Origin of the sequence: Haloferax chudinovii, from assembly GCF_042663345.1 — an archaeon.
GTDB lineage: Archaea > Halobacteriota > Halobacteria > Halobacteriales > Haloferacaceae > Haloferax > Haloferax chudinovii.
This window is the reverse complement of the sequence record NZ_JBHTAB010000001.1, coordinates 16,753-43,278: the sequence shown is the minus strand read 5'-3', so window position 1 is coordinate 43,278 and position 26,526 is coordinate 16,753. Positions and strand designations below refer to the sequence as shown.

The window sequence follows — 26,526 nt, the reverse complement described above, 5'->3', positions numbered from 1 at the left end:
AACTGAATGGCGAACTCACGGCCGAGAGTCGGGTCGAACAGGCGGGCAGTCACGCCGCCTTGTCACGCGTCCCGTCCCGTCAGCTTGCGCCGCGGATACGACTGCGCCCCGCCCCGCGTGTTCCGCGCGATAACCGTCGCCGTCGCGGACTGCCGGTCGTCGCGCGGCTCGGTCGACTCGTCGTAGTAGAGCACGGTGAGGTCGAGACAAGCGCGGAGCAGTTCGTTCGAATCGAAGCGGTATCTGTCGGTGCTCGGCCCCACCGTCGCCGGCGGGTCGGCCCGCAGGTGGTGCTGGTAGAACAGGACGCCGCCGGGTTTCAGCGCCGCCTTGATGTCGGCGAGGCGGTCCAGCGTCCGGAAGTAGCTGATCGTGACGAGGTCGTACGTCGACTCGGGGAACTCGTGGGTCGTCGCGTCGGCCCGAATCGTCTCCACGCGGTCGGCGAAGCCGCGGGACCGCGCGCGCTCGTCGACGATGCTCAGCCCCTCGCCGGACTGGTCGAGCGCATCCACTCGGTAGCCGTTCGCGGCGAGAAACAGCGCGTTGCGGCCGTTGCCGGCGGCCACGTCGAGCGCGCGGCCGTCGGGCAGTTCGTCGAGGTACGCCCGTAGCACCGGCGACGGCTCCGGGTCGGTCGGGTACGTTCCGGTCCGGTAGCGTTCGTCCCACTCCATACGGGCGCTACGCGGACCGCCGTGTTCAAGCTACGGCGTCGGTCTCGGCGGGCGGGACGCGGAAGCACCAGCGCTTTCCGCGCCAGCGACGTGGTGGTTTCCGTGCCCTCGATTCGCCCCGACGAGCTCGACGCCCGCCTCGACAACGGGGACGACCTCTTCGTTCTCGACGTCCGCCCGGAATCGAACTACCGGCGCGGCGCAATCGACGGGAGTCACGTGAGCGTCAGCGAACGTGACTACGTCGGGGAAGTGAGTGGAGCGAACGGACCCGACGGGAGCCGAAACGTCCCCGTCTACGACGACCTCCGGTCGGGCGACGACGCCCCGCTTCGGCGCCGGCTGGACGAGATTCCCCGGGACCGCGACGTGGTCGTCGTCTGTAAGATGGGCATCGTCGCCAAGCGGGCGACGAGTCTCCTCCGCGAGGAGGGGTACGACGCGGCGACGTTCGCGGGCGGCATGAGCGGGTGGAACGGCTACCAGCGCGGGTCGCTGAGCTACAGACTCCGGTCGCTCGTCTGGCGACTGTTCTGAGGCTCGCTTGTGGCGCGCCGAGCGCGTGGGCGCTCGCCTCGCCTCGACATGACATCGATATAACACCCTCGGCGGCAGTACGGCCACTTATCCGTCTCCGGCAGAGAGTACGCGGTATGACGATTGAAACCGGCGACTCCGTTTCGCTCGAATACGTCGGACAGCTCCCCGACGGCACGGTTTTCGACACATCGCGTCAGGACGTGGCCGAGGCCGAGGGTCTCGCGGAGGCCCAGCCCGACCGCGACTACGAGCCGCTCGCGCTCGAGGTCGGCGCGGGAACCGTCATCGAGGGGCTCGACGAGGCGCTCGTCGGCATGTCCGCCGGCGACGAGGAGAGCATCGAGATTCCGCCGGAAAAGGCCTACGGCGAGCACGACGAGGACCTCATCCGCGAGCACGAGACCGAACAGCTCCGCGAGGTGCTCGGCGACGAGCCCGAGGAGGGCCTGTACGTCCAGACCCAGCAGGGCGGCCTCGGCGAAATCGTCCACGCCGACGACGACGTGGTCCGCATCGACTTCAACCACGAACTCGCCGGCGAGACGCTCGTCTTCGACGTCGAAATCCTCGACGCGAACTGAACTGAACTGAACTGAGCCGCTGTCTCGCGGCTCGGTGCGTTTTTTCTCCCGCTACTCGCGCCACCACGCGACGGCGTACACCGCGCCCCCGACGAGAAGCAGGACCGCGCCGACGCCCGCGACTCCGAGGCCGACGACGAGCGCGGTCCCGAAGCCGAAGTCGTCGACGTGCGTGTAGGCGGTGATGCTGTGGAGCGTGCCCTCTTTCTCGACGAGTGCCGGGAGCCGGTCCACGAAGGCGTCGTTCACCCGCGGCCGGTAGCCGTCCCCGTCCGAGGAGTTCCGGAGAACTCTATCGACCGTCTCCCTCGCCTCCGGCGAGAGGCGCTCGTAGCTGTACGCCCCTCGCTCGACGGTGGCGTTGGCGACGCGCTGGAGCGTGACGTTTCGGGCGGTGACGAGCGAGCCGTTTTCTTCCACGCTGAACCGGTAGTACTGCTCGCGCTCGCCGTAGGCGTCGTGGACGTACGTGTTGTTCCGCGCTATCGCACGGAGGTCGGCTTGCGCGCCCACTGCCGCGGTTCGGGCGGTTCCCTTCCGCATCGCCGTCTCCAGCGTCTCGCGGGTCTCGTTCGGCGCGCGGTACTCGCCGGCCGAGTACCGCTGGCCCACCTGATGTACCGAAATCGAGACCGCCCGGCCGTGACGGCGCACGATGTGCTCGACATCCGATTGGTTCGCCAACGACACCGTCTCGGCTCGGTACGAATTCGAGACTTTCGGGGGCGGCGACGTCGCGTCCGCGAGCGCGGGCAGGTACGCCGGCGCGGGGAGACAGACGAGACCGACGACCGCGAGAAGGAGGGCGAGTTTCCGGAGACGCATCGTCGGGAGTTCCGCCGACTTGGGTAAGTGTCTTCTGTCGCTGTCAGGCCTCTACGCGTCCGCAGTCGCCTACTCGTCCAGCGCCGGGTTCGCGTCGAGGCAGTCGCCGACCCGTTCGCGCTCCTCGCGGGCGGCGGCCAACTCGTCTTCGACGACGCCCCGCCGGAGGCGGTCGCGCTGGTCTTCGGTGAGTTCCGCGCGGGCGACCGCGGCGTCGCGGAGGCGGTCGTACGACTCCTCGTACGTCAGTTCGTGGACCTCCCGGGCGCGGGCGACCGTCTCGTCGTCGGCGAATCGACTCACGACGGCGACGAGTTCTTTCGTCCGCCAGCGGAGTTCCGAGGCGGACCCCGGCGGCCACGACACGGTCAGCGGGTCGGCGTCCAGCGTCTCCAGAAACCGTTTCGTCGTCCCGACGGCCGCGGAGAACCGCTTCGGGTCGTCGACGTAGTGGTCGAGTTTCGACCGCGAGTAGCCGGCGTACTCGACGAGCGTGGGAATCGGCTCGTCGCCGATGGCGGCGGTTTCGAGGTACTCGCGCAGTCGGTCGGGGGGACTGGGTGTCTCGACCAGCGGGTACGACTCGGCGGCCGCCAGCCACGCGAGCACTTCGCGGGCCGATGACTCGGCGCGGAACCGGTCGAACGCCTCGGTCACGGCGTCGTCGTACCGCTCGATGGGGTCGCGGAGCTCGTCCACCGGCGCGTCGATGTCGGCGTCGCCGAGTTCCCGCACGCGTTCGAGACGGTCGATTCGCGCGTCGAGTTCGTCCGCGCGCTCCCGTAGCCGCCGGCGGGCGCTCCGGTAGTCGCTTCTCGCCTCGTCCAACTCGTCGAGGAGCGCCGCCTCCTCGCGGGCTGGGTCCAGTTCGCGTCTGGCCCGCTCGAAGTCAGACGCCGACAGCGACGAGGTGATGCCGGTCGTGAGCGACTCGTTGGCGTCGATGAACGCGTCGCTGTGGCGCACGTCGGCGGGGACCTCCTCCAGCCGGTTCGACAGCGCCTCGCGGAACTCGACGTAGCCCTCGAGGTCGTCGGTCGCACGCTCCTCGTATCGGTCGAGAATCCCCGTCACGTCGCGGACGGCGGTCGCGAGCGTTCGAAGCTCCTCGCGGCCGACGTCGTCGACCGCCTCGCGCCGGCCGCGGAGGGTGTCGGCCGCCGTGCGGAGCGCCGCCACGGGGTCGTCGGCGAGCGCGGCGTCAGCCACGCCGCGGCACCTCGGGGGGGCGTCCCGTTCGCGGAATCGGTGTCATGGCCGAGGAGTCGGTGCGCGAGGGTTGAAAACTTGATGCCCGCGGACGGCGGCGGGACGCCGCGGAGCCGAGAGGCCGTCAGCGACGTTCTCGACCGGTCATCACGTCGAACGCGCCGGCGACCGCGACCGCGAGCACGCAGAGTCCGACTGACGGCGCGAGGAAAAACAGGTCGACCATGCCCGGGAACGCGGCCACGACGAGGAGCGAGACGCCGTAGTAGGCACCGGCGGCCGCGGCTGACGTGCGGGCCGGCGCGGCCCGCAGTCGTGGAAGCGCGAGCATCGCACAGAGCGCGACGCCGCCGGCGACGGCCACCGAGCCGACGAGCCCCGCGCCGACGAGGTCGGCCCGCGCGCCGAGGAACGTCCCGAGGCCGAGGGTCGCGTTCAGGTAGGCCGCTCGTCGGACGAGAGCGCCGTAGCCCGCGTCGGGTCCGAGACCGAGTTCGCTGTCCTCGATGCGGTGCCACGGCGCGCCGACAGAGACGGCTTCCAACCGGAGCGCGCCGACGGCGAGACAGGCGGTAGACAGCGAGACGACGGCCGCTGTCGTGACCACCACGGGCGTCGAGACGGTCATGAAGGCGACCCAGAGCATCGGAAGCGCGAGGAGCAGGTGCTGTCCGAGCCCGAAGTAGACCGTCGCGTCGAGCCACGCGTCGATACCGGTCTCGTCGTCGCCGCGCTGTCGACGTCGGTTGCGTCGGTTGCGTCGCGGCCGCGTTTCGCCGCCGCGGGACGACTCGTCTGTCGGTGCCATCACCGTCCCGTTGTGACTGCCGTCTGATAACTGTGTGGCGCGCCGAGGGTCGTGACGCCGGAGACGGTGGTCTACGGGCGTCGTCCGGCGAAAGGACTTACGGGCGACCGGGTGTATGACAAGCCATGTACGAGCGCATCCTCCTGCCGGTCGACGAGAGCACGTCGTCGAGCGCGGTCCTCCACCACGCCAGCGAACTCGCCCACTGGGACGACGCGGAGATTCGACTGCTCTTCGTCGCCGACACGACCCGCGACAGCGTCACCGTCGTCGACAACGACGTGGTCGACGCGCTCGAACGCGAGGGCGGACGCGTCGTCGAGGAGGCGGCCCAGACGCTCCAGAACCTCGGCGTCGACTACTCGACTGACGTGGTGCAGGGCAACCCCGCACCGACCATCGCCGAGTACGCCGAGGAGTACGACTACGACCTCATCGTGATGCCGACCCACGGGCGGGAGGGCATCTCCCGACAGCTCCGCGGGAGCGTCACGGAGAAGGTCGTCCGCCTGTCGGACCGCCCGGTGCTCACCGCCCGCATGAAGCCCGACGAGGAGCTGACGTTCCCCTACGAGCGCGTCCTCATCCCGACCGACGGCAGTCGCTCCGCGAAGCGGGCGACGAGCCACGGCCTCGCACTCGCCGCCGAACTCGACGCGACGGTCCACGTCCTCTCGGTGGTCGACGACTCCGCGCTCGGCTTCGACGTGCGGTCGATGCTCTCCGGCGAGGAGAGCGAGCGCGGGGCGAACGAGGCGATTTCGCAGGTCGTCGAGGAGGCGAACGAACACGGCGTCACGAAGCTCGCCGAGACCATCGAACACGGCTCGCCGAGCGAGGCAATTCGGGAGTACGTCGCGGGCAACGACATCCACGCCGTCGTCATGGGGACGACGGGGCGAAGCGGCGTCGACCGCATCCTCCTCGGGAGCGTCGCCGAGGAGACGGTCCGGAGCGTCCCGGTTCCCGTCATCACGGTGTCGCCCGACGAGGAGTAACCCGAGCGGGTCGCGGGCGGCGGGTCGTCCGCATCGGGATACAGCTATTACCCGCGGGCGACGTATCGGCGCAGTAACCGTGGCCGAAACGGACCGTCTCGGACGCCCGCCCAGACTTCCCGACAGCCGGAGGTCCCGGTAGCGATGCTCCGCGCGACCATCCTCCTCGAACTGAACGAGGACTACGTGCTGTCGCACGTGAGCGACCTCGTCGACGGCCCGGTCGTCGTGACCAACTGCGAGGTGCTCGGCGAGACGGACATCCGCTTTGTCGTCGACGCCGGGGAGCGCCGCGACGAGATGGCCGACCGGCTCGCCGCCAGCGAGGTCGTCCGCGACCTCGAACTCGTCGGCGACGACCAACTGCTCATCACCAAGCGGTCGTCCGGCGCGCTCCCCATCATCCGAGAGAACCACGGGATGCTCCAACGAATGAGCCAGTTCTACGGGCGCTCGCGGGTCTTCGACGTGGTCGTGTTCCGGCGGGCCGACCTCAAGGCCATCATCTCGGGGCTCCGGTCGCTCGGGACGGTCGAACTCCGCCGACTCAAACCGTTCGTCGGTCCCTCCACGCGGCTCTCGAAGCGGCAGGCCGAGGTCGTCGGCTACGCGCTCGAACGCGGCTACTACGACTGGCCCCGGGGCGTCACCGTCGAGGAAATCGCGGCGGCGTTCGAGGTGAGCAGACCGACCGTGTTGGAACACCTCCGCCGGGCCGAAAAGAAACTCCTCAGCGACGCGCTCGCCGACGCGACGACACCCGCGAACCCCGACAGCACCTGACCCCAATCGGGTCCGGGTCGACTTTCTGCGGGTCACGCGTCGGACTTTACTCGACTTTCTGCGGGTCACACGTCGGTCTTTACGGACCTCGTACACCTGAAACACGTCACCATACCCGCGGCATTCCAATATAAAGAGCCAACAGGGGTAGGCACTACTCCCGTGGCCTCTACCGGTGTACGTATTGTTTGCAATTACCATGATAGATGGGAATCACTCACGCGGTGACGACGGGCGGACAACGCGCGGGTCGTCGCGCCGGACGTTCCTCGCGGCGGTCGGAAGCGCGGCGGCGGTGACGACGGCGGGCTGTCTGGGGGGCGGTGGCGGCGCGTCCAACGACCCGATTCGATACCTCTCGGACCGGGGCGACTCGAAGGACGTGATGGACGAGATTATCGCCGAGTTCGAGGAGGAGACCGACCACACAGTCGAGATGATTTACACGGCGAAAGGGACCTCCTCGGACGCCGAGATGCAGAAGATGGTCGCCGCGGGCAACCCGCCGGACCTGCTTTTCGACACCTCGACGGACGCGTATCGGCTCCAGCGCGACGGCGTCCTCGCGCCGGTCACGGCGGCCGTTCAGGACAACGACCTGCCCGACCCGGTCACCGTCGACGGCGAGTCGTACTTCGCGGCCGCGATGGTCGAACCGCTCATGGGGTGGTACCGAAACGACGTGTACTCGGAGATGCCCGCGTCGTGGAGCGAGTGGGTCGACGCCGCCGACGAGGTGTCGGCCAACGGGTCGATGGAGGGCTACGTCGTCCAGTCGGGACAGACGAACAACGCCGACACCCAGATGACGCAGTACCTCTGGCAGAACGACGTGGAGGTGTACGGCGGCCCCTCCGACGGCATCGAGGTCAGACTCGACGACGGCGACAACCGACAGGCGGCCGTCGAGACGTTCGAGTGGGTCCAGTCGATGGCCGAGCACTCGCCGAACGGCTCGGGATGGGCGTGGGGCGACGCCATCGGCGCGCTCCAACAGGAGAACGCCGCGGCCATCGCCAGCGTCGGCGGCCTCCCCGTCCTCACGATTCAGGCCAACCGCCCCGACCTCGTCGAGAACCTCAGCCCGATGCCGTTCCCCGCGCCGAGCGGGGCCGGACAGGACAAGTGGTGGTCGTACATGGAGGGCCACCTCGTCCGCAACGACGGCCAGAACACCGAGGGCGCGCAGGCGTTCGTCGACTTCTTCACGAGTTCGTCGCGCTTCTTCGACTTCGTGCTCTCCGCGCCGCTGTTCCAGTTCCCGCCGACGCGGGCGCAACTCGACGCGCCCGAGGTGGCCGAAAACGAAGTCATCCAACAGCACCCCGACGTGATGGCCCTCGTCCGCGACAACTGGGACGCCTTCACGAGCGTCCTCGCCACGGGTGATGACGGCGCGCCGAACATCGTCGCGGCCGACGCCTACAGCGAACAGCTCTTCGGACAGGCCGCGGACCAACTTCTCGTCGGCGGGCTCACGCCCGACGAGACGGTCGACTGGCTGGCCGACCAGCTCCGCGGGTTGCAATGAGTACGGCCCTCAAATCGCGGTTGGCGGCCGCCGGGTCGGCCCTCCGAGAGCGCGACGTGGACGGCACGACGCTCCTGTTGGCGGCGTGTTTCGTGCCGATGCTCGCGTTCTTCGTCGTGGTCTGGGTTATCCCCATCGTCTACGCGCTCGGGATGAGCCTGTTCGCGTCGCCGGTGCGGAGCCCCGAGTTCGTCGGCCTCGGCAACTACGCCGAACTCCTCGGCAACGGCGCGTTCTGGGGCTTCCTCTGGAACAGCGTCGTCTACGCGGTGGCGACGACCGGACTGAGCCTCGTCATCGGGCTGGGGCTCGCGCTCGTTATCAACCAGCGCATCCGCGGCGGCGACGCCCTGCGGACGCTGATGATTTTCCCGTACCTCCTGCCGACGCTCGTGGTCATCTTCATGTGGAAGTTCATCCTCGACCCCAACATCGGGATTCTGAACCAGTTCCTCGTCGACGCCGGGCTCATCGACAAGCCCATCGCGTTCTTTTCGACCTTGGAGTTCGCCATGCCGGCGGTCGTCGTCACGAGCGTCTGGAAGTTCGCCAGCTTCGCCTTCTTCATCCTGCTCGCCCGCCTGCAGGCCATCGACCCCGACCTCTACGAGCGGGCGCGGGTCGAGGGCGCGACCACGTGGCAGGCGTTCCGCGACATCACCTTCCCGCACCTCCGCGGCGCGATTCTCATCATCCTCCTCGTCAGGGGTATCTGGATGTTCAACAAGTTCGACATCATCTACCTCTCGACCCGCGGCGGCCCGCTCCAGCAGACGACGACGCTCCCGATTCGGGTCTACCAACTCGCGTTCAGCGAGGTGAACTTCGGCATGGCGACGGCGCTCGCCGGCGTCATGTTCTTCCTCCTCGCCGGCGTCGCAGTGGTCTACTTCCGGGCGTTCGCCCCCGAAACGGAGGTGGCGTGAGATGGCGACGTCCACCGGTCGCGGCCTCGTCTCCCACGACACCCAGAAACGCCTCCAGCGAATCGCCGTCTACCTGACGGCGCTTCTCATCTCGGTGTTCACCATCGTCCCGGTGTACGTGATGGTGGTCATCGCCATCCAGTCACCGGCGACGACGTTCGCCGGCGGGCGGGTGAACCTGCTTCCCACCGAGCCGTCGCTCCGGAACTTCCTCGTCCTCCTCGGGTCGACCGACACGGTTCGGTACTTCGTCAACAGCCTCGTCGTCACCCTCGGGTCGACCGTCCTCTCGACGACCATCGCGGTCGCGGCCGGCTACGGCCTGACGCGCTTCGACTTCACCGGGAAGTCGCTGGCGGCGCGGGCGGTGCTGTTCTCGTACATGTTCAGCCCTATCGTCCTCGCCATCCCGCTGTACGTCGTCTTCTCGACGCTCGGCCTGCTCAACAGCCACTTCGCGCTCACCCTCGCGCTGACGGCCATCTCAGCGCCCTTTTGTATCTGGCTGATGTGGCAGTACTTCCAGACTGTTCCCATCGCGCTCGAAGAGTCCGCGTGGGTTCGCGGCGCGAGTCGCTGGCGCACCGTCAGAGACGTGGTCCTGCCGGTCGCCCGGCCCGGCTACATCTCCGCGGCCATCTTCGCGTTCGCCGTCGCGTGGAACGACTTCACCATGGCGCGCGTCGTTATGAGTCGCGACGAGATGTACACCATCACCGTCGGCGCGTCACTGTTCTTGGACCGCGTCAACATCGGCTGGGGCGAGACGATGGCCGTCTCGCTTCTCATCTCGATTCCGCCGTTCCTCATCGCACTGTTCCTGCAACGATACCTCCTCCAGGGCTTCAGCGTTGGAGGCCTCGAATAATGGCAACCAGCATCCACCTCGACACCGTCAGAAAGGAGTTTCGCACCCTCGGAAACACGCACGTCGCCGTCGACGACCTCAGCCTCGACATCCCCGAAGGCTCGTTTACGACCTTCGTCGGCCCCTCCGGCTGTGGGAAGACGACGACCCTGCGCATGTTGGCCGGGCTTGAGACGCCCACCTCGGGCACGGTCTCGTTCGGCGACGAGGACGTGACCGACCTCCCGCCGCAGGAGCGCAACGTCTCGATGGTGTTCCAGTCCATCGCGCTCTACCCGCACATGTCCGTCCGCGAGAACATCGGCTACGGGCTGAAGGTTCACGGCGTCCCGAAGGCCGAACGCGACGAGCGTATCGACGAGGCCGCCGCAGTCCTCCAAATCGAGGAGCAGTTGGAGAAGATGCCCGCGGAACTCTCCGGCGGCCAACAACAGCGCGTCGCCCTCGGCGGCGCGTTCGTGCAGGACCCCGACGTACTGCTTCTGGACGAGCCGATGTCCGACCTCGACGCGAAGCTCAAATCCGACCTCCGCGTCGAGATTCAGCGGCTCCACCAGGAGCTCGACACGACCGTCGTCTACGTCACCCACGACCAGACCGAGGCGATGACGATGAGCGACCACGTGGTCCTCCTGCGGGACGGCGAACTCGCGCAGGTCGACCCGCCGAAACAGCTGTTCGACTACCCGAACTCGGAGTACGTCGCGCAGTTCATCGGTATGCCCTCGACCAACGTCGTCGACTGCGCGGTCGAGGCGGGGGACGGCGGGACCGCGCTCGTCGGCCCCGGGTTCGAGCTTTCGCTCCCGGCCGGCATCGACGCCCCGACCGCCGGTCGCGTCAGACTCGGCATCAGGCCGCAGTACCTCGACGTGGGCTCCGACGGGGCGTGTCGGCTCTCGGTCGACGTGGAGGTCGTCGAGACGCTCGGGACCGAGTCGGTTGTCCACGGCCGCCTCGAAGACGGCACCTCCTTCGACGTGGTGAGCGACGCCGTCGACGACGCGGTCGCGGGCGACCGCCTCGACGTGTCGTTCGACCTCGCCAACGCGTTCGTCTTCGGCGAGGACGGCGAGACGATACTCTTCGGCTCCGAGCGCGCCGGCGAGCGCTCGTCGCCCGCGGGGGCGGGGGGCGTCACTCCATGAGCGGCGACAGCGCCGAGCGCACCGAGACTGCCGCGGACGCGACCGCGTCTGGGACAGCCTCTGGGACGGGCGGGCTCCCGCTCGACGGCGTGCGCGTGCTCGAACTCGGCCACATCATCGCCGGGCCGTTCTGTTCGATGCTCCTCGCCGACCTCGGCGCGGACGTCATCAAGGTCGAACACCCGGAGGGCGGCGACCTCATCCGCGGGTCGTCGCCGGTCGGAAACAGCTCGTTCAACTACGTCAACCGGGACAAGCGGAGCCTCGCGCTCGACCTCAAGTCCGACGCGGCGCTCGACGCGTTCTTCGACCTGCTCGACGAGACCGACGTGGTCGTCGAGAACTACGCGCCGGGGACCGCCGAACGGTTGGGAATCGGCTACGAGCAGTTGAAAGAGACACACCCGGACCTCGTCTACTGCTCCATCAAGGGGTTCAACCCCGGCCCTTACGAGTCGTATCCCGCGCTCGACCCCATCGCGGAGGCGCTGTCGGGGCTGATGAGCGTCACCGGCCACGAGGGGATGCCCCCGGTCCGGTCGGGCACGAGCATCGCCGACATGGCCGCGTCGTTCTACGGCGCGATAGCGGTCCTCGGGGCGCTCTACCGCCGCGACCGGACCGGCGAGGGGTCGAAGGTGACCGCGCCGCTGTTCGAGTCCACCGTCTCGATGATGGGCTACTGGCTCGCGTACACCGAGACCTACGACGACGTGCCCGGGCCGATGGGCGCGTCGCACCCCAACTGGGCACCCTACGACGTGTTCGAGACGGCCGACGACGAGTGGGTGTTCATCGGTCCCTCCGGCGAGCGCCAGTGGACTGCGCTCTGCGAAGCGCTCGGCCTCGACCTCCACGAGGACGAGCGGTTCGACACGCTCTCGGACCGCCGGGAGAACCTCGACGAACTCATGGACCTGCTCCGTGCCGAGTGCGCGACGCTCCCCGCGGCCGACCTCGTCGCCGGCCTGCGCGAGGTCGGCGTCCCCGTCGCTAAGGTGAACTCCATGGACGAGGTCGCCACCGACCCCCACCTACGGGCGACCGACTTCTTCACCGAGGTCGAGACCGCTGAGGGAACCTCGCGGTCGGTCAGTGTCCCGCGGTTTCCCGTCGTCGCCAGCGGCTTCGACCGCCCCGAGTCGACCGACCCGCCGAAGCTCGGCGAACACACCGAGGCGATTCTCTCGTCGCTCGGCTACGACGACGCGGCCATCGACGCGCTTCGGCGCTCGGGAGGGGTCTGAGTGGCCGCCGCGGAGCCGGTCCTCCTCGACGTGACCTGCCGCGAGGGCGAACAGCGCCCCGGGGCGTCCTACGCGACGGGACAGAAAGTCGCGGCCGTCCGCGCCCTCGACGGCCTCGGCGTCGACTACGTGCAGGTCGGCTTCCCGATTGCGGGCGCACAGACCGGCGAGGTCTGTGACGCCGTCGACGTGGAGACGAAGCTCACGGGCATCGCCCGCGCCGTCCCGAAGGACGTCGAGGCCGCGGTCGACGCCGGCGTCGACGTCATCGACGTGTTCGCGCCGACCAGCGAGCGACAGCGGACCGAACTGCTCGGGACGGACGAGGACGAACTGCGCTCGCTGGTCGGCGAGACGGTCGATTCCGCGGCCGAGACCGGGCTGGAAGTCCACTTCACCGCGATGGACGGCTTCCGGACCGACCCCGCGTTCCTCGACGGCCTGTTCGACTCGATAGACGCGACGTACCTCACTATCGCGGACACCGTGGGCTCGAAGACGCCGTTCGAGGTGTCGTCGTTCCTCCACGACCTCGACGCCGACCCGGCCCGCCTCGGCGTCCACTTCCACGACGACCTCGGCGTCGCCACGGCCAACGCGCTCACCGCGGTCGCCCACGACGTACAGAAGGTGGACGTGTCGGTCGCCGGCATCGGCGAGCGCGCCGGCAACGTCCCCGTCGAGGAGTTCGTCGTCGCGGCCGAGACGAGCCGCGCCGTGAACCTCCCTGCCCTCGACGCCTCGACGCTCATCCCCCGGGCGAACGACGTGTTGACGGCGCTCGGCGAGTCGGTGCCGGCGGAGAAATCGGTGCTCGGCGCGGACGCGTTCTCTCACGAGTCCGGGCTCCACACCGCGGCGATGCTCGACGACCCGGCGACGTTCGAGCCGTTCGACCCGGCCGTCTTCGGCGGGTCGCGGACGCTCTACTTCGGCCCGCAGAGCGGGACCGGCGCGGCCCGACGGCTCTTGGAGCGCGTCGGCGACCCCGACCCCGACGAATCGCTGGTCGCGGCGCTCGTCGAGACGCTCCGGGCGCTCGACGAGCCGGTGCCGACCGACGAGGCGCTGGACATCGCCCGACGGCTCTGAGTTGTCAGCGCGTCTCGGCGCGAAGTCGACGCTCCGTCGGGCTGTCCACCGCTCTCAGTACTCGGTCCCTCTTCTCGCGCGCTGGCCGGCGTCGATGGGATGTTTCTCCTTTCGGACGTTGGTCACGAGGTCCGCGGCGTCGGAGAGGTAGGTCGGCTCCTCGTGGCTCCCGGTCAACACGAGTTCGAGGTTCTTGGGCTTGTGCTCCACGAGGTCGAGCACGTCTGTCTCGTCGAGCAGTCCCATCGCGACGGCGTAGAGGAGTTCGTCGACGATGAGCAGATGCACACCGTCCTCCGGCGGGCCGTCGAGGGCGAGCGGTTCCGAGAGGTCGGCGTCGGCCGCGGCGTCGACGAGTTCGCGCGCTCGGTCGAGACCGGCGGCGATCTGCGCCTCGTGGTCGTCGTCGTCGCTCCCGTCGGCCATCCCGGCCCAGCCGTAGTGGCCGAGGTTCTCGAAGGAGAAGCCGGGCATCGCCGCGATGGCGTTGTACTCCCCGCGGACGGCCTCGACGGAGTCCGCGCCGCCCTTCAGGAACTGGAGCATGTGGACGCGGTAGCCGTGGCCGGCGGCGCGAAAGCCCATGCCCATCGCGGCCGTGGTCTTGCCCTTGCCGTCGCCCCACCACACCTGCACGAGGCCGAACTCGTCGGGCGCGGCGGGTTCGATGGCGGTCGCCTCGGGGCGGACGCCGCGGCCGGGCGTGTTCGCCCGAACCGAGTCGGGGGTGGTCTCGTCGTCTGTCTCGGGGGTTCCGTCGGGTGTGTCGGTCATCGTAGTGAGTTCGAAGTGGGTGTCGCAGTCGGTCGCCGGTCGTCGGTCGGTCGTCGGTCGGTGCTTGTCGCGGCTTGGTATATAGGGGTTCGTCGCCCTCGCGGCTTTACGCTCTCGCGCTCTCTGCTCTCGCCGCGCTCAGTCCACCAACCGCGAGACGAAGCGGTCGAACGCCCCGCTTTCCGGGTGGACGTGCGCGTAGGTGCCGAGGGTTCGGTACTCGGTGAGCCCCTCGCGGCCGTCGATGCCGGTCCCGCGCTCCACGTCGAAGGCGAACCGGGCGTCCGCCGCCGGGTCCGCCGACGAGTAGTGGAACTCGTGGCCGCGGAGCGTCTCGCCCGCGTCGGCGGTCAGCGTCCCGTCGGTCGCGCGGAGTTCGACGTGGTCGAGCGCCTGATAGCGCTCCCGCATCGTCACGTCGGCGGGGAGGATACCGGCCATCTCGTGGGTGTCGCCGTCGGTCGTCGTCAGCGACTCGGAAAGCGCCATCAGTCCGCCGCACTCGCCGAACACCGGGAGGCCGTCGGCCGCGCGGTCGGCGAGCCCGGAGAGCGTCGGCGACGACGCGAGTTCCGCGGCGAACCGCTCGGGGTAGCCGCCGGGGAGGTAGACGCCGTCGCAGTCGGGGAGGTCGTCGCCGGCGACCGGAGAGACGTACGAGACGGTCCCGAGCGATTCCAGTCTGTCGAGGGTCGAGGGGTAGACGAAACAGAACGCCTCGTCGCGGGCGACGGCGACCGTAGGACCGTCCGAGTTCGTCGCTTGGGATGACTCGGCTCGACTGCTCGCTTCGACTTCCTCGGCGTCCCACTCGGGTTCTCGCGCCACGTCCGCGAGCGCGTCGGCGCGAATCCCGTCGGCCGCGGCGTCGAGCGCGGCGTCGGACAGCGGGGCCTCGTCGCCGAGGTGGAGGCCGAGGTGGCGCTCGGGGATTTCGAGGTCGTCGCTCGGCGGGATTCGGCCGAGGTACGGCAGTTCCTCGGGGAGCGCGTCGCGGATGCCCTCGGCGTGGCGGCCGCCGTGGGCGCGAGAGGCGATGACGCCGGCCACGTCGGCGTCGATTCCCATCCGGTCCGCGTAGGTTCGGAAGCCGTAGGCCGTCGCCGCGACGCTCTGCATCCCGGCTCTCGCGTCCGCGACGAGGACCACGGGGAGGTCGAGAAGGGCGGCGACGCGCGCGGTCGACGTGTCGCCGTCGTACAGGCCCATCATCCCCTCGACGACGCAGATATCGCCCTCGCCGCGGGCGTAGGTCCGGCGCATGCCGTCTTCGCCTTCGAGCCACGGGTCGAGCGTCCGCGACGGTTCCCCGACGATTGCCGCGTGGTGCGATGGGTCGATGAAGTCGGGGCCGGCCTTGGCCGGCTGGACAGTGTAGCCCTCGCGTTCGAGCGCGCGGCACACCGCGAGGGTCGTGACCGTCTTCCCGACGCCGGAGGCCGTGCCAGCGACGACGACGCCTTTCATCCGACCACCGGGGTCCGGGCCGCTGGCGGCGCTTTCGGCGCGTCCGGCGGGTCGCTCGCGAGTCGAGACGGGCGTTCGGTCGTCATTACTGCAACTGTATTTTCAGTAGCAAAAGCTGTGTTGGGTTCTGCCGTCGTCGACGAACCGCGTCTGCGACTCGCGTTCGCCTCAGTTCCAGAGGTCGTACATGTCGTCTTCGACGCCGTCGGCGTAGTGAACCCCGTCGTAGACGACCCCCGCATCAGACGCCGAGTCTGAGTCCGTGTCCGACCCCGACACCGAGTCTCCGTCTGCGCCCGCGTTCGCGCCGTCGTCAGCCGGTTCGACGGTTCCGACGACCGTCGCCTCGATTCCCTCGTCGTCGAGCGCGTCGAGAGCCACGTCGGCCTCGTCTTCGGGGACCGCCGCGAGGAGCGCGCCGGAGCCGAGAATCCGCATCGGGTCGACGCCCATCGCGTCGCAGAGCGCCCGCGTCTCGGGGCGGACGGGCACATTGTCTGCTTCGACCTCGATGCGGACGCCCGAGGCGCAGGCGAGTTCGACCAGTCCGTTGAGGACGCCGCCCTCGGTCGGGTCGTGCATCGCGGTCGCGGCGGGCGCGAGCACCGCCGACTCGGGCAAGACGCTGATGTCGTCGAAGAAGCCCGCGGCGCGGTCGATAGCCGCGGGTTCGACGCCCGCCGCGTCGAGGTCGGCGCGGAAGTCGGTGGCGAGGACGGCGGTGCCCTCGACGCCGGCCCCTTTGGTGAGAATCACCGCGTCGCCGGGTTCCGCGCCGCTCGTCGGGACGTATCGGTCGGTCGGCCCCATGCAGGTGAGCGAGAGGAGCGGGCGCGAGAGCCCGGCGACCGTCTCGGTGTGGCCGCCGACGATGCTGATGCCGAGTCTGCTGGCCTCCGCGTCGAGTTGGGCGGTGACGTCGTCGAGGAGGTCCACGTCCGGTTCGGGGAGGAGGACGGTGCTCACGAGCCACTCGGGGACGCCCCCGCAGGCGGCCACGTCGTTGCTGGCGATGGCGACGCCGAGGGTGCCGATGCGCTCGGCGGCGAGCGAGATGGGGTCGGTGCTGACGACCATCGTCCCCTCGCCGGTGGCGACGGCGGCGGCGTCCTCGCCGTACCTCGCCCCGACGAGCAGGTCGTCGCTGGGTGCCCCCGTCCGCGAGAAGACGTAGCGGTCGAGGTCCGCAGGTGAGAGTTTGCCCATACACGTGGCTGACGGCGAGGGCGCTTTTGTGCCTTCCCGTCCGCCGCCGGCGCGGACGGCCGCGTTCGACGCCAGCCGGCCGCGTCCGCCGACCGCCACCCCTGACGGGCGGGCGGTGGTCGGACGCCCGCCGCCGATGCCGTACTGCTAAGACGCTCTGTCCGTAAACGGCAATCCATGCTGATGACACCCGGCCCCACGGCCGTCCCGCCGCGGGTCCGTGACCGACTGAGCGACCCGATGCCGAACCCCGACATCGAGCAGTCTTTCTTCGACACCTACGACGAGGTCTGCGAGAAACTCGAGCGCGTCTACGGTACCGACGACGACGTGGTCGTCATGGGCGGCGAGGGCATCCTCGGCCTCGAAGCCGCCATCGCCTCCACGGTCGCCCCCGGCGACGACGTGCTCTGCGTCTCGAACGGCCTCTACGGCGACGGCTTCGCCGACTTCGTCGAGAGCTACGGCGGCGAGCCGACCGTCGTCGGTGCCGACTATACCGACCCGCTCGACGCGGCGGGCGTCGAAGCCGCGCTCGACGACGGCGAGTTCGACGTCGCCACGATGGTCCACTGCGAGACGCCGACCGGCGCACTCAACGACATCGCGCCGGTGCTCGAACGCCTCCACGACCGCGGCGTGTTGACCGTCGTCGACGCCGTCTCCTCGCTCGGCGGGACGCCCGTCCCGAGCGAGCGCATCGACATCAACCTCGGCGCGTCCCAGAAGGCGTTCAGCTCGCCGCCGGGGCTGACGACGGCCGCCGTCAGCGACCGCGCGTGGGAGGTCGTCGAGGAGCGCGAGCCCGACTCCCTCTACACGAACTTGCTCCCGTGGCGCGACACGAGCGAGGGCTTCCCGTACACGCACCTCGGCGCGAACGTCGCCGCCCTCGACGAGTCGCTGTCGATGCTCCTCGAAGCGGGACTCGACGCCGTCTACGAGCGCCACGAGGAGGCCGCCGCGCACTGCCGCGAGCGCGGGGCCGACCTCGGCCTCGACCTCTACACCGACGCCGAGCGGAGCGCCCCGACGGTGACGGCGTTCCACCTCCCCGGCGAGGCGAAGCGCGTCCAAGCGGAACTCGAAACCGACCACGACATCGTCCTCGCGACCGGCCTCGCCGACCTCGCAGACGACATTCTCCGGGTCGGCCACATGGGCTACAACGCCGACGTGGAGAAGGTCGACCGCGTGATGGACGCGCTCTCGTCCGTCGTCTGAGACCGGCGTCCCGTCTGCGACCGAGCGCCGTCCGGCCGTCAACGTTTTTCCCCGAAGCCGACGACAGTCACCGTGAGAACAATCGTGACCGAGACGAGCGAGTCGACGGGACGACGGCGACCGGACGACGGCATCAGATACGCAATCGTCGTCGTGTTTCTGTCTGGACTCCGCCGTCGCAACCCCGCGGCGATGGTGAACGCCGCGTTCGCGCTCGCGGGCACGTACCTCCCCGACGCCTTCGAGCGACTGGTCGGCGTCGAGTTCCGCCCGTGGCAACGCGTCTACGTCGAGTCGGCGATGCTGACCCACTCGGTCGGGATGCTCGGTCCCTACGACGACGTGTGGTGGTGGGACCACCTGACCCACACTCACTCCGCGACGATTCTCGGCGGGGTCGTCCACGTGCTCTCGCGTCGCCGCGGCCGCGACCCCTCGACGCGGGTGGTCGCGGTTGTCGCTTGCGCCGGCGTGCTCTGGGAACTCGCCGAGTACGCTATCCATCGCGGGGCCGACGCGCTCGGCATCGACCCCGTGCTCGTCTCTTACGGCCGAACCGATACCGCGCTCGACCTCCTGTTTAACCTCGTCGGCGCGGCGCTCGTCGTCCTGTTCGGCGACCGCGCCCTGACGAACCTCGTCCCGCTGAGGGAGGACTAAGCGGTCCGCCCGTCGACTCGCGGTTTCGATACTAGGATTTCGCGCGATGCGCGCCTCTCACTCGGGGGAATCTCACAAAACCAACAGCCACTGATCGCTTCAGCGGGGCACTAAACTGCGTGTTCAGGCGCTCTGGGTGTGTTCCGTGGACTCGCTCCCGCTCTCGCGGGTCGGTCGCTCGTCCATATTGCGGGTTCGGACCGCCGTCCGAAGGCCGACCTCGGCGACGTTGCCGACGTGTTCGGCCGCCCGTTCGAGCGCGTGGAGCGCGTGGGCGAATCGGTAGTCGACGTCGGCGTCCGTCTCTTCGAACAGCCGCCGCTCGATATCTCCGACGCCCTCGCGGACCCGGTCTCGCGCCGTCAGCGCCTCCCGCGCCGCGTCGGGGTCCTCGCCGTCGAGCGCGACCTGCACCGCGGCTTCGAGCGCCTCGGGGACGAGCTCGGCGAGCTCGGACACCTCGTCGGCGACCGCGGGAGGAAGCGGGTCGGGCACCGCCGACGCGACGGTCGCGATTCGCTCGGCGTGGTCGGCGACGCGCTCTAACTCGCGGGCCGCGGTGTGGAGGCGGAACAGCTCCGGGCGCGTCTCGCCGAGGGCGTCCACCTCGTCGAGGCGGTCGAGCCCGCGGGTGAAGTGCCGGTCGACCATCGCAAAGAGCCGGTCGGCGCGGTCGTCGCGCTCCGCGAACCCGTCGAGGGGGGCGGCACCGGTGAGCGCGGCAGTCGCGTCGCGGTACATCGAGGCGGCGACGAACTGGAGCTGTCGGACCGACTGGCGGATGGAGACCTCGTTCGCGTCGAGGACGTTCCGCACCGTGACGGACGCGTCCGACTCCTCCGTGATGGTCACGCCGACGAGGTTCCGGGCGACCCGCCTGACGGCCTGTCGCTGTTCGGCGTCGAACGTCCCGTCGGCCTCGACGACGACCTGTTTCGACCCGGCGGCGTACGCCGCCCGGAGCGTCTGTTCGAGGGAGTCGCCGTCGGCCGGACCGTCCCCCTCTTCGGCGTCGGTCCCGCGGACGGTCACCGTGAACTGCATCGACGAGTCGTCTTCGCACTCGGGTGCCTGTATGACCAGCATCCCGTCGAGGTGCGTGTGGAGGTTGACGACGGTGCCGGCGGTGATTCCCTCGCCGTCCGCCCACTCTCTGGGGAGTGAGACGGTGAACGTCCCGTTGCTGACCTGCTGTATCTTGCGTGTCTCCATTGTGTTGGCGTGTCTGAAACCGTGTTGTCTGCGTGCCAGTTCCGCGGTGACGCCGGCCCCGCCGCAGGGAGCGATTCGACTGACGAAACGCGAGCGCCGCCGCCGACTATCCGGCTTCGACGGCCGCAGGTCGTCGAGAACCGTCGTCACGTCGGGAAGTCGAAGTCGGCGTCGTCAGCGCGGGGACGCTCGGCGCGGGTCGGCGTCGGCTCGGGGTCGAACCCGAACGCTACCCGAACTTGCCGCTGATGTAGTCCTCGACGCGCTGGCTCTCCGGGTCCTCGAACACTTGGTCGGTGTCGCCGTACTCGACGAGTTCGCCGCCGGTGAGGAACACCGCCGTCTGGTCAGAGATGCGCGCCGCCTGCTGCATGTTGTGCGTGACGATGACGACGGTGTACTCCTCGGCGAGGTCGTGAACGAGGTCCTCGATTTTCGAGGTCGCGATGGGGTCGAGCGCCGACGCGGGCTCGTCCATGAGGAGCACCTCGGGGTCGGTCGCCAGCGCGCGGGCGATGCAGAGCCGCTGTTGCTGGCCGCCGGAGAGCCCGAGGGCGTTGTCGTCGAGTCGGTCCTGCACCTCGTCCCACAGCGCCGCCTGCCGGAGAGAGCGCTCGACGAGTTCGTCGACCGCGTCGTCGTCGCTCCGGCCGAGCAGGTTAGCGAGCAGGCCGGTGTCGAGGTCGCCGTGCTTCCGCGGCCCGTAGGAGATATTGTCCGAGATGCTCTTCGGGAACGGGTTCGGCGACTGGAACACCATGCCGACCCGCTTGCGCAGTTCCACGAGGTTGACGCCCTCCTGGTAGATCTCCTCGCCTTCGAGCCGGACCGAGCCGTCGATGCGCGCGGCCTTGATACGGTCGTTCATCCGGTTGAGACACCGGAGGAACGTCGATTTCCCACAGCCGGAGGGGCCGATGAGCGCCGTGACGCTGTTCTCGGGAATCTCCATGGAGACGCCCTTCAGCGCGTGGTCGTCACCGTAGTACACGTCGAGGTCGGAGACCGAGAGCTTCGCGTCGCCCTCGAACTCGTGTTCGACCCACTCCTCGCGGGTGCGCTCGCGCGTCTCGCCGCTCGTGACCTCGAGCGGCTGGTCGGTGCCGGCGCTCGCGCCGTCAGGTTCACTGTCCGTCGTCGTCTGTCCGCCGTCCGCCGTCTGTCTGGTTTCACTCATGGTTACTCGTGTTGCAGTTTACTCCGGAAGTAGTATCGCGTCGCGATGCCGACCGCGTAGAAGCCCAAGACGACCACGAGCAGGATGAGCGCCGTCGCCCACCGGAACTCGTCGATAGCGCCGATGTTCGACGACTGCCCGACGCCCGCGGTGATAAGCGAGTAGAGTTGATACGGAAGCGCCGAGGTCGCCCGCATCAGTTCGGGGTTGGTCACGAACGGCGGGGCAAGCGAGAACTGGAAGCCGCCGACCACGTCGACCGTCTGACTGCCCGGCGGGGCGACGCTCCCCGACATAGTCAGGAGAATCGGGGCGGTCTCGCCGGCGATGCGGCCGACGCCGAGGATGATGCCCGTGAGGATGCCCGGGAGCGCCGCCGGGAGGACGATGCTCCGAATGGTCTGCCACTTCGTGACGCCGAGGGCCGCGCTCGCGTCGCGGTACTCGTCGGGGACCGCCAGCATCGACTCCCGGCTCGTGATGACGACGAGCGGGAGGAGCATGAAGCCGAGCGTGAGCATCCCCGCGAGAAGCGACTTCTTGTTGCCGAGCCGGGGGACGAGGAACGCCAGTCCGAACAGCCCGAAGACGATGCTGGGCGTGCTCCACAGGCCGTTGGTTGCGATTTCGACGACCTGCGTGAAGCGCCCGCGGTCCGCGTACTCGGTGATGAAGACGGCCGCGCCGACACCCAGCGGGACGGCGAACAGCACCGCCCCGATGACGAGCCAAATCGTACCCGCGATGGCCGGGAGGACGCCGTTCACGTCGTTGAGGAGCGCGACGCCGTTCATCACGAACGGCCACGAGACGGGAAGCGAGAACGTCACGCCGACGAGCGTCACTTCGGGGCCCACCCCCGCGCCGAACGCGAGACTGTTGAACAGCCCCGGCAGGCCTTTCAGGACCGTGAACGCGACGAGGAGGAACAGCACCGCGATGATGGAGAGGGCGTTCAGGTAGACGAGGACGTACGCGCCGATGTGGCGGCCGCGCGCGCCGAACCCGCCGTAGGCCTTCGCGGCGGCCCAGCCGACGAGCAGGGAACAGAACGCCGTCAGGATCGGAATCGTGAACTCGGCGTTGAACGACGCCTGCTGTTCCCACCCGAGGTCCCACACCCACGACGGGCCGATGACGCCGGTGAGGAAGACGATACCGGCGAACGCGGCGAGCGCGCCCGCGGGGAGCGTCGAGCCGATGTCCTCGCGGGGGACCGCGCTCACCGCGAACGCGGCCCCACCGGCGACGAGCGATGCGACGACCCACCCGGCCGTCCCGAGCCCGAGCGTCTGCGAGGCGACCAGCCCGCCGACGACGAACCAGATGAGCGCGAACGCCCCCGAGGCGACCAGTCCGGCGGTCGGTCTGGGGTTGGTGGCGACGTAGCCGAGTCGAGAGCCGACGCCGAAGCCGATGACCGCGAGTCCGAGGAGGACCAACAGCCCGCCGAGGAGCGCGACCATCGGCACGCCCGCGATGGGGTCGGTGACGGTCACGAGCTCGAACATCGCCGCGAGCGAGAGGGCGAACAGCACCGCCGCGAGTCCCACCGCGCCGGCGGCGACCGCCTCGGTGTCGGAGGTGTCTTCGCTGACGAGCTCGGATTTGGTCGCGCCCGCCATCAGTCGGCACCCCCGAGCTTCTGGCGCATGCGCGCCTCGATGTACTGCGACCCGATGCTGAGGAACAGCACCGTGACGAACAGGATGACGCCCGCGACGAACAGCGCGGAGAGCTGGAGGCCGTCGGCGTCGCCGTAGTTCGCCGCGATGAGCGACGTGAGCGTGTCGTTACCGTAGAAGACGTTGTACAGCGGCTTCGTGAGCCCCGGACTGCCGCGGAGCATCACGGTCGCCGCCATCGTCTCGCCGATGGCGCGGCCCACGCCGAGGAGGACCGCGGCCGAGACGCCCGAAAAGGCCGCCGGAAGGGTGATGGAGGTCATCGTCTGCCAGTCGGTCGTGCCGAGCGCGAGCGAGCCGCTTTTCATCGATTCGGGGATGCTGTTGAGCGCGTCCTCCGCGACCGAGACGACCGTCGGAAGCGCCATCAGCCCGACGACGATGCCGACGAAGAGGTACGTCCCCTGGCCGACGATGTCGAACTGGTCGGCCGCCCACGGGCTGAGGATGGTAAAGCCGATGAAGCCGTAGACGATGGAGGGGATGCCCGCCAGAATCTCGACGCCCGGCTTGACGACCTCGCGGACGGTCTTCGGCGCGATTTCGCTGAGAAAGAGCGCCGCGGCCACGCCCAGCGGGGCGGCGACGGCCGTCGCGATGATGGTGACGAGCACCGTCCCGTGAATCATCGGGACGAGCGAGTACTGAATCGGCGGCGTCACCGGACTCCAGCGCGTCTCGATGAAGAGCCGCAGGCCCGGAATCGGCACGCCGAAGACGTTCACGGTCGCGTACTGCACGGTCGGCCACGCCTCCGCGAAGATGAAGACGAGGATGAGACCGAGGACGAGGATGGTCGAGACCGTCGTCGTCAGTGTGAGCACGCGCGCTGTCAATTCTTGATGTCTGAGCCAGCCGTAGCCCGTCGCGACGAGGAACACCGCGAACGGGACGGCCGTCAGCGACGAGGCGGCCAGAAAGCCCGCGAACGCCGCGAGGAGCGACACCGCCGCGACCGTGACCGTGACGAGCGCGTCCGGCGGCGTCTCGTCGACGAAGTCGCGACCGCGCCGGAGCCCTCGCCGAGCCGCCGCTCGGAGGCCGGCACCGTCGGAGTTTGGAAGTATGTTCATGATTGGAGCGTCAATGAATGGAAAGAACGAGGTTCAGGAACCGCTACCGCGTCCGAGTCGCGTTACGCTTGGCTCGGAAGCTTGTCCTTCTCGGACTGGAGGTCCTTGTCAGGCAGTGGGATGTAGTTGTTGTCCTCGACGAACAGCTTCTGACCGAACGTGGTCAGGAACATGTTCATGAAGGCGGCTTCGCGCATGTCCGTCCCGCTCGGGGTGTCCTCCGTGATGGTCGTGTACTGGTGGAGGTCACGGTTGAGTGGGTAGTCGCTGTCGAAGATGGTGTGCTCCGCGCTCTTGTCCGGCGCGTAGAGCGTCCCCTCGAAGTTGATACCGACAGGGATGACTTCCGGACCGGTGAACGCGAGCGCCATGTACGCGATGGCACCGTCGTTCTGCTGGACGACGGTCGCAACCTGCTGGTTCTGGCCCTTACGGGTGTCGACACCCTCCATCGAGGCGTCGGCGCTACCGAGCATGTTGAGGCGGAACGAGGTGTCCGTCCCGGAGCCTTCCGCACGGCCGACCACGTAGATTTCCTGGTCGTGACCGCCGACTTCGCTCCAGTTGGTAATCTCGTTCTGGTAGATTTGGCGGACTTCTTCGCCGGTGAGCTCCGTGACACCCGCGTCGTGAACGTCCTTCGAGACGACGACGGGCTGGCCGTCGCGGCCGAGGACGTGGTCCACGTAGTTCGCGTCGCGCTCGTCTTCGCTGATGCCGAGTTCTGCCGTGATCGGACCCGACGAGTTACCGATGTCGACGAGACCGTCGCGGACGGACTTACAACCCGTCCCGGAGTGGCTCAGGCCGATGGACGTTGCGAACGCGGGGTTCGCCTGCGTCTCGGTCGGCTCGAAGCCGTAGAGGGATGCGAAGTAGTCGGCCAGACGCATGTCCGGTGCGCCGAGTTCGTCCCAGCCGGGGACGGTAGATTCGTCGCTCGTACCCCAGTACTCACCGTCGCTCGGTGGTGCGTTGGAGTTCCAGTAGGAGCTCCCCTTGTTCGCGATGGGATACACTGTCGACGAACCCTCGGCGGTGAGCATCTGCGGCGCGCTCGATTCGCTCGTCTCCTCGGGGGTCGAGGTCGTGGTCTCCGGAGCTTCCGTCTCCGTTTCTTCGGTCGCCGGTGCGTCGGTCTCGGAGTTCGACTGCCCCGAACAACCCGCGAGCCCCGCGACGCCCGCCGCACTCGACGCGACGAGGAACTGCCGACGTGATACGCTGCCTGCAAACTTCTTGGAATCTTGCGCCATCACGTGGACTGACCCGGTTTTAAATAAAATGCGTTTATAATACCGGTTTAGTTCTATCAGAGTTCACCGTAACACTAAGAGACGAAATAGTTCGATATTAGCTCACACATTAGTACGGAGAACTATATACTCGAACGTAACCGAGACGACAGAAAATATAACGGCTCCCGAGATACGTACGGACGATGGCTCAGCAGGACGGAACCACAGGGTCCGAACGTATCATCGGTCTGTCGAAACCTGACGCGGTCGACCGCGTCGTAGACGCTGACGACTCCCGAGACCCGGACACCGTTCGGGCGGTACTCAGTCACGTGACCGAAGACGGCGCGGTGACGGCCGAGGGTGTCGATTCGGCGGTCACGGACACGTCGATGATTCTGTCGACCGCGGAGACGCGCGTCGAACTCGCGTCTATCGACCTCGACGACGCCCGCGAGGTCGCCGGCGACGAGGCGGCCGTCGGTGCCGTGCGGTCCCGTCTCGACGTGTTCGAGGCGAAGGTCGCGAACGCGAGCGAGCGGGTCGAGTCGCTCGGCGAGGAGCTACAGGGGCTCTCCGACTGGCGCGAGGACTCTCGGTCCGTCTACGACATCGTGCTCGGGCTCCGGGAGGTCGCGTCCGAGTCGCAGGCGCTCACCGCGCACGCGGACGACATACAACTCGATATCGAGGAGTTCGAGCGGTGGCTCTCGAACCACGACGTTCGCGTGCGCGGGCTCGACGGCGACGTGGCGGCGCTCGAACAGTCGCTCGACGGACTCGAAGACCGGGTCGAGGCCGTCGCCGACACGGAGGGTTCCGAAGACAGCGCCGACGCCGCCGGGGACGCTGACGACGACCGCGCGACCGAGTGGTGCAACGCCGCGCTCCGCGTCCGCGTCTCCGCCCTGTTGGTCGACGACGTGCGAGCCGAACTCGCCGACCTCCGGGAGCTGGCTCCCGAGTCGGAGGCGGAGACCGACGGTCTCGACGAGGCCGCCGCCGACCTCGACGACCTCGACGCCCGCGTACAGCGACTCCGCGAGCGCCTCGACGAACTCGCCCGACCGCCGTGGACCGACGAGTACGGGGCGCGAATCGAGTCGTTCGAGGAGACGCTCGCCGCGTTCGAACCGCCGGTGTCGTGGGGCGCAGTGCAGGCCGAACTCGACGACGCCAGAGTCGGTGACGAGGAGTGAGCGAGCGCTGAGATTATTCGAAACCACACATATCACATCCACTACGTAAATCGCGTTCAGCGAAAGTACATGTGTGTTCGTTCCCTCGGTCTACCTGCGAACACCAATGTCAGACTACGAACTCGACCCGCTTCCGTACGAGTACGACGCCCTCGAACCCCACATCTCCGAGCAGGTGCTGACGTGGCATCACGACACCCACCACCAGGGCTACGTCAACGGCTGGAACGCGGCCGAGGAGACCCTCGCCGACAACCGCGAAGCAGGCGAGTTCGGCTCGTCCGCCGGCGCGCTCCGCAACGTCACCCACAACGGTTCGGGACACATTCTGCACGACCTGTTCTGGCAGAACATGTCGCCGGAAGGCGGCGACGAGCC

The 26,526-nt window shown here is 68.5% G+C and carries 25 protein-coding genes and 1 pseudogene; 14 read left to right on the top strand and 12 right to left on the bottom strand.

What is annotated here, in order from left to right; all coding sequences use genetic code 11:
* Positions 1–62: 62 nt before the first annotated feature.
* Entirely contained in the window at positions 63–677 is a 615-nt protein-coding gene (locus ACFQI8_RS00245; protein ID WP_390242061.1) for a class I SAM-dependent methyltransferase, read from the bottom strand.
* A 102-nt stretch (positions 678–779) separates the two neighbouring features.
* On the opposite strand from ACFQI8_RS00245, the gene ACFQI8_RS00240 reads away from it, so the two are divergent.
* Positions 780–1,214: a rhodanese-like domain-containing protein gene (locus ACFQI8_RS00240; protein ID WP_390242060.1), complete on the top strand. Its 435-nt coding sequence runs from the start codon at positions 780–782 to the stop codon at positions 1,212–1,214.
* Between the two features lie 116 nt (positions 1,215–1,330).
* The gene (locus tag ACFQI8_RS00235) at positions 1,331–1,798 is read left to right on the top strand and encodes an FKBP-type peptidyl-prolyl cis-trans isomerase (RefSeq protein WP_390242059.1); all 468 of its coding nucleotides are present in this window, start codon (positions 1,331–1,333) and stop codon (positions 1,796–1,798) included.
* A 51-nt stretch (positions 1,799–1,849) separates the two neighbouring features.
* Here the strand turns inward: ACFQI8_RS00235 and ACFQI8_RS00230 are convergent, their stop codons facing one another.
* The 3 genes from ACFQI8_RS00230 to ACFQI8_RS00220 form a co-directional block, all read right to left on the bottom strand.
* Entirely contained in the window at positions 1,850–2,623 is a 774-nt protein-coding gene (locus tag ACFQI8_RS00230; RefSeq protein ID WP_390242057.1) for a hypothetical protein, read from the bottom strand.
* Between the two features lie 69 nt (positions 2,624–2,692).
* Positions 2,693–3,832 (bottom strand): DUF7118 family protein, encoded by a 1,140-nt coding sequence (locus tag ACFQI8_RS00225; protein ID WP_390242056.1) that lies wholly within the window; start codon positions 3,830–3,832, stop codon positions 2,693–2,695.
* A 124-nt stretch (positions 3,833–3,956) separates the two neighbouring features.
* On the bottom strand, positions 3,957–4,640 hold the full coding sequence (locus tag ACFQI8_RS00220) for a hypothetical protein (protein WP_390242055.1): 684 nt from the start codon (positions 4,638–4,640) through the stop codon (positions 3,957–3,959).
* A gap of 125 nt (positions 4,641–4,765) precedes the next feature.
* On the opposite strand from ACFQI8_RS00220, the gene ACFQI8_RS00215 reads away from it, so the two are divergent.
* From ACFQI8_RS00215 to ACFQI8_RS00180, 8 genes are all read left to right on the top strand, one after another.
* Complete coding sequence (locus ACFQI8_RS00215) at positions 4,766–5,638, top strand: universal stress protein (RefSeq protein WP_390242053.1); 873 nt, start codon at positions 4,766–4,768, stop codon at positions 5,636–5,638.
* Positions 5,639–5,782: 144 nt separating this feature from the next.
* Positions 5,783–6,421, top strand: coding sequence for a helix-turn-helix domain-containing protein (locus tag ACFQI8_RS00210; protein WP_390242052.1), 639 nt, complete (start codon positions 5,783–5,785; stop codon positions 6,419–6,421).
* A 295-nt stretch (positions 6,422–6,716) separates the two neighbouring features.
* A complete protein-coding gene (locus tag ACFQI8_RS00205) occupies positions 6,717–7,952 on the top strand; it encodes an ABC transporter substrate-binding protein (protein ID WP_390242951.1) in 1,236 nt (411 codons plus the stop codon).
* Positions 7,949–8,878: a carbohydrate ABC transporter permease gene (locus tag ACFQI8_RS00200; protein ID WP_390242051.1), complete on the top strand. Its 930-nt coding sequence runs from the start codon at positions 7,949–7,951 to the stop codon at positions 8,876–8,878. The genes ACFQI8_RS00205 and ACFQI8_RS00200 overlap by 4 nt, the downstream gene beginning before the upstream one ends.
* Before the next feature lies 1 nt (position 8,879).
* The gene (locus tag ACFQI8_RS00195) at positions 8,880–9,746 is read left to right on the top strand and encodes a carbohydrate ABC transporter permease (RefSeq protein WP_390242049.1); all 867 of its coding nucleotides are present in this window, start codon (positions 8,880–8,882) and stop codon (positions 9,744–9,746) included.
* Positions 9,746–10,894, top strand: a complete 1,149-nt coding sequence (locus tag ACFQI8_RS00190; RefSeq protein ID WP_390242048.1) for an ABC transporter ATP-binding protein — start codon at positions 9,746–9,748, stop codon at positions 10,892–10,894. The genes ACFQI8_RS00195 and ACFQI8_RS00190 overlap by 1 nt, the downstream gene beginning before the upstream one ends.
* Positions 10,891–12,141 (top strand): CaiB/BaiF CoA transferase family protein, encoded by a 1,251-nt coding sequence (locus ACFQI8_RS00185; RefSeq protein WP_390242046.1) that lies wholly within the window; start codon positions 10,891–10,893, stop codon positions 12,139–12,141. Before ACFQI8_RS00190 ends, ACFQI8_RS00185 begins: the two co-directional genes overlap by 4 nt.
* A complete protein-coding gene (locus tag ACFQI8_RS00180; protein WP_390242045.1) occupies positions 12,142–13,233 on the top strand; it encodes a LeuA family protein in 1,092 nt (363 codons plus the stop codon).
* Between the two features lie 54 nt (positions 13,234–13,287).
* Here the strand turns inward: ACFQI8_RS00180 and ACFQI8_RS00175 are convergent, their stop codons facing one another.
* The 3 genes from ACFQI8_RS00175 to ACFQI8_RS00165 all read right to left on the bottom strand — a co-directional run bounded on the left by ACFQI8_RS00175 (position 13,288) and on the right by ACFQI8_RS00165 (position 16,680).
* On the bottom strand, positions 13,288–14,007 hold the full coding sequence (locus ACFQI8_RS00175; protein ID WP_390242043.1) for a cob(I)yrinic acid a,c-diamide adenosyltransferase: 720 nt from the start codon (positions 14,005–14,007) through the stop codon (positions 13,288–13,290).
* Between the two features lie 138 nt (positions 14,008–14,145).
* Positions 14,146–15,474 carry a cobyrinic acid a,c-diamide synthase gene (locus tag ACFQI8_RS00170; protein WP_390242042.1) on the bottom strand — a complete coding sequence of 443 codons (1,329 nt, stop codon included), beginning with the start codon at positions 15,472–15,474 and terminating at the stop codon, positions 14,146–14,148.
* A 168-nt stretch (positions 15,475–15,642) separates the two neighbouring features.
* Positions 15,643–16,680, bottom strand: coding sequence for an AIR synthase family protein (locus ACFQI8_RS00165; protein WP_390242041.1), 1,038 nt, complete (start codon positions 16,678–16,680; stop codon positions 15,643–15,645).
* 177 nt (positions 16,681–16,857) lie between these two features.
* Between ACFQI8_RS00165 and ACFQI8_RS00160 the strand changes: the two genes are divergently transcribed.
* Both ACFQI8_RS00160 and ACFQI8_RS00155 read left to right on the top strand, forming a co-directional pair.
* Complete coding sequence (locus ACFQI8_RS00160; protein WP_390242039.1) at positions 16,858–17,904, top strand: pyridoxal-phosphate-dependent aminotransferase family protein; 1,047 nt, start codon at positions 16,858–16,860, stop codon at positions 17,902–17,904.
* Positions 17,905–17,976: 72 nt separating this feature from the next.
* Positions 17,977–18,564: a DUF2238 domain-containing protein gene (locus ACFQI8_RS00155; protein WP_390242038.1), complete on the top strand. Its 588-nt coding sequence runs from the start codon at positions 17,977–17,979 to the stop codon at positions 18,562–18,564.
* A 123-nt stretch (positions 18,565–18,687) separates the two neighbouring features.
* Here ACFQI8_RS00155 and ACFQI8_RS00150 read toward each other — a convergent pair whose 3' ends face one another.
* The 5 genes from ACFQI8_RS00150 to ACFQI8_RS00130 form a co-directional block, all read right to left on the bottom strand.
* On the bottom strand, positions 18,688–19,776 hold the full coding sequence (locus ACFQI8_RS00150) for a PhoU domain-containing protein (protein WP_390242037.1): 1,089 nt from the start codon (positions 19,774–19,776) through the stop codon (positions 18,688–18,690).
* A 229-nt stretch (positions 19,777–20,005) separates the two neighbouring features.
* Positions 20,006–20,953 (bottom strand): phosphate ABC transporter ATP-binding protein PstB, encoded by a 948-nt coding sequence (gene pstB / locus ACFQI8_RS00145; protein ID WP_390242035.1) that lies wholly within the window; start codon positions 20,951–20,953, stop codon positions 20,006–20,008.
* Positions 20,954–20,955: 2 nt separating this feature from the next.
* Positions 20,956–22,578: a phosphate ABC transporter permease PstA gene (pstA, locus tag ACFQI8_RS00140; protein ID WP_390242033.1), complete on the bottom strand. Its 1,623-nt coding sequence runs from the start codon at positions 22,576–22,578 to the stop codon at positions 20,956–20,958.
* Complete coding sequence (gene pstC / locus ACFQI8_RS00135) at positions 22,578–23,711, bottom strand: phosphate ABC transporter permease subunit PstC (protein ID WP_390242032.1); 1,134 nt, start codon at positions 23,709–23,711, stop codon at positions 22,578–22,580. Before pstC ends, pstA begins: the two co-directional genes overlap by 1 nt.
* 62 nt (positions 23,712–23,773) lie before the next feature.
* A complete protein-coding gene (locus tag ACFQI8_RS00130) occupies positions 23,774–24,967 on the bottom strand; it encodes a substrate-binding domain-containing protein (protein ID WP_390242031.1) in 1,194 nt (397 codons plus the stop codon).
* Between the two features lie 185 nt (positions 24,968–25,152).
* Here ACFQI8_RS00130 and ACFQI8_RS00125 point away from each other — a divergent pair, with 185 nt between their 5' ends.
* Together ACFQI8_RS00125 and sod are read left to right on the top strand one after the other, a co-directional pair.
* Positions 25,153–26,148: a halo transducer protein gene (locus tag ACFQI8_RS00125; RefSeq protein WP_390242030.1), complete on the top strand. Its 996-nt coding sequence runs from the start codon at positions 25,153–25,155 to the stop codon at positions 26,146–26,148.
* A gap of 106 nt (positions 26,149–26,254) precedes the next feature.
* Positions 26,255–26,526 (top strand): annotated as a pseudogene (sod, locus tag ACFQI8_RS00120) (superoxide dismutase [Mn]); the annotation flags it as partial.

Bases quoted from the DNA above. Each gene is read 5' to 3' on its own strand.
- ACFQI8_RS00160 (WP_390242039.1), top strand. From the start codon at position 16,858: ATGCTGATGACACCCGGCCCCACGGCCGTCCCGCCGCGGGTCCGTGAC.
- ACFQI8_RS00230 (WP_390242057.1), bottom strand. From the start codon at position 2,623: ATGCGTCTCCGGAAACTCGCCCTCCTTCTCGCGGTCGTCGGTCTCGTC.
- ACFQI8_RS00125 (WP_390242030.1), top strand. From the start codon at position 25,153: ATGGCTCAGCAGGACGGAACCACAGGGTCCGAACGTATCATCGGTCTG.
- ACFQI8_RS00245 (WP_390242061.1), bottom strand. From the start codon at position 677: ATGGAGTGGGACGAACGCTACCGGACCGGAACGTACCCGACCGACCCG.
- ACFQI8_RS00235 (WP_390242059.1), top strand. From the start codon at position 1,331: ATGACGATTGAAACCGGCGACTCCGTTTCGCTCGAATACGTCGGACAG.
- ACFQI8_RS00150 (WP_390242037.1), bottom strand. From the start codon at position 19,776: ATGGAGACACGCAAGATACAGCAGGTCAGCAACGGGACGTTCACCGTC.
- pstC (WP_390242032.1), bottom strand. From the start codon at position 23,711: ATGAACATACTTCCAAACTCCGACGGTGCCGGCCTCCGAGCGGCGGCT.
- ACFQI8_RS00165 (WP_390242041.1), bottom strand. From the start codon at position 16,680: ATGGGCAAACTCTCACCTGCGGACCTCGACCGCTACGTCTTCTCGCGG.
- ACFQI8_RS00130 (WP_390242031.1), bottom strand. From the start codon at position 24,967: ATGGCGCAAGATTCCAAGAAGTTTGCAGGCAGCGTATCACGTCGGCAG.
- pstB (WP_390242035.1), bottom strand. From the start codon at position 20,953: ATGAGTGAAACCAGACAGACGGCGGACGGCGGACAGACGACGACGGAC.
- ACFQI8_RS00220 (WP_390242055.1), bottom strand. From the start codon at position 4,640: ATGGCACCGACAGACGAGTCGTCCCGCGGCGGCGAAACGCGGCCGCGA.
- ACFQI8_RS00185 (WP_390242046.1), top strand. From the start codon at position 10,891: ATGAGCGGCGACAGCGCCGAGCGCACCGAGACTGCCGCGGACGCGACC.
- ACFQI8_RS00195 (WP_390242049.1), top strand. From the start codon at position 8,880: ATGGCGACGTCCACCGGTCGCGGCCTCGTCTCCCACGACACCCAGAAA.
- ACFQI8_RS00175 (WP_390242043.1), bottom strand. From the start codon at position 14,007: ATGACCGACACACCCGACGGAACCCCCGAGACAGACGACGAGACCACC.
- ACFQI8_RS00200 (WP_390242051.1), top strand. From the start codon at position 7,949: ATGAGTACGGCCCTCAAATCGCGGTTGGCGGCCGCCGGGTCGGCCCTC.
- ACFQI8_RS00215 (WP_390242053.1), top strand. From the start codon at position 4,766: ATGTACGAGCGCATCCTCCTGCCGGTCGACGAGAGCACGTCGTCGAGC.
- ACFQI8_RS00190 (WP_390242048.1), top strand. From the start codon at position 9,746: ATGGCAACCAGCATCCACCTCGACACCGTCAGAAAGGAGTTTCGCACC.
- ACFQI8_RS00210 (WP_390242052.1), top strand. From the start codon at position 5,783: ATGCTCCGCGCGACCATCCTCCTCGAACTGAACGAGGACTACGTGCTG.
- pstA (WP_390242033.1), bottom strand. From the start codon at position 22,578: ATGGCGGGCGCGACCAAATCCGAGCTCGTCAGCGAAGACACCTCCGAC.
- ACFQI8_RS00170 (WP_390242042.1), bottom strand. From the start codon at position 15,474: ATGAAAGGCGTCGTCGTCGCTGGCACGGCCTCCGGCGTCGGGAAGACG.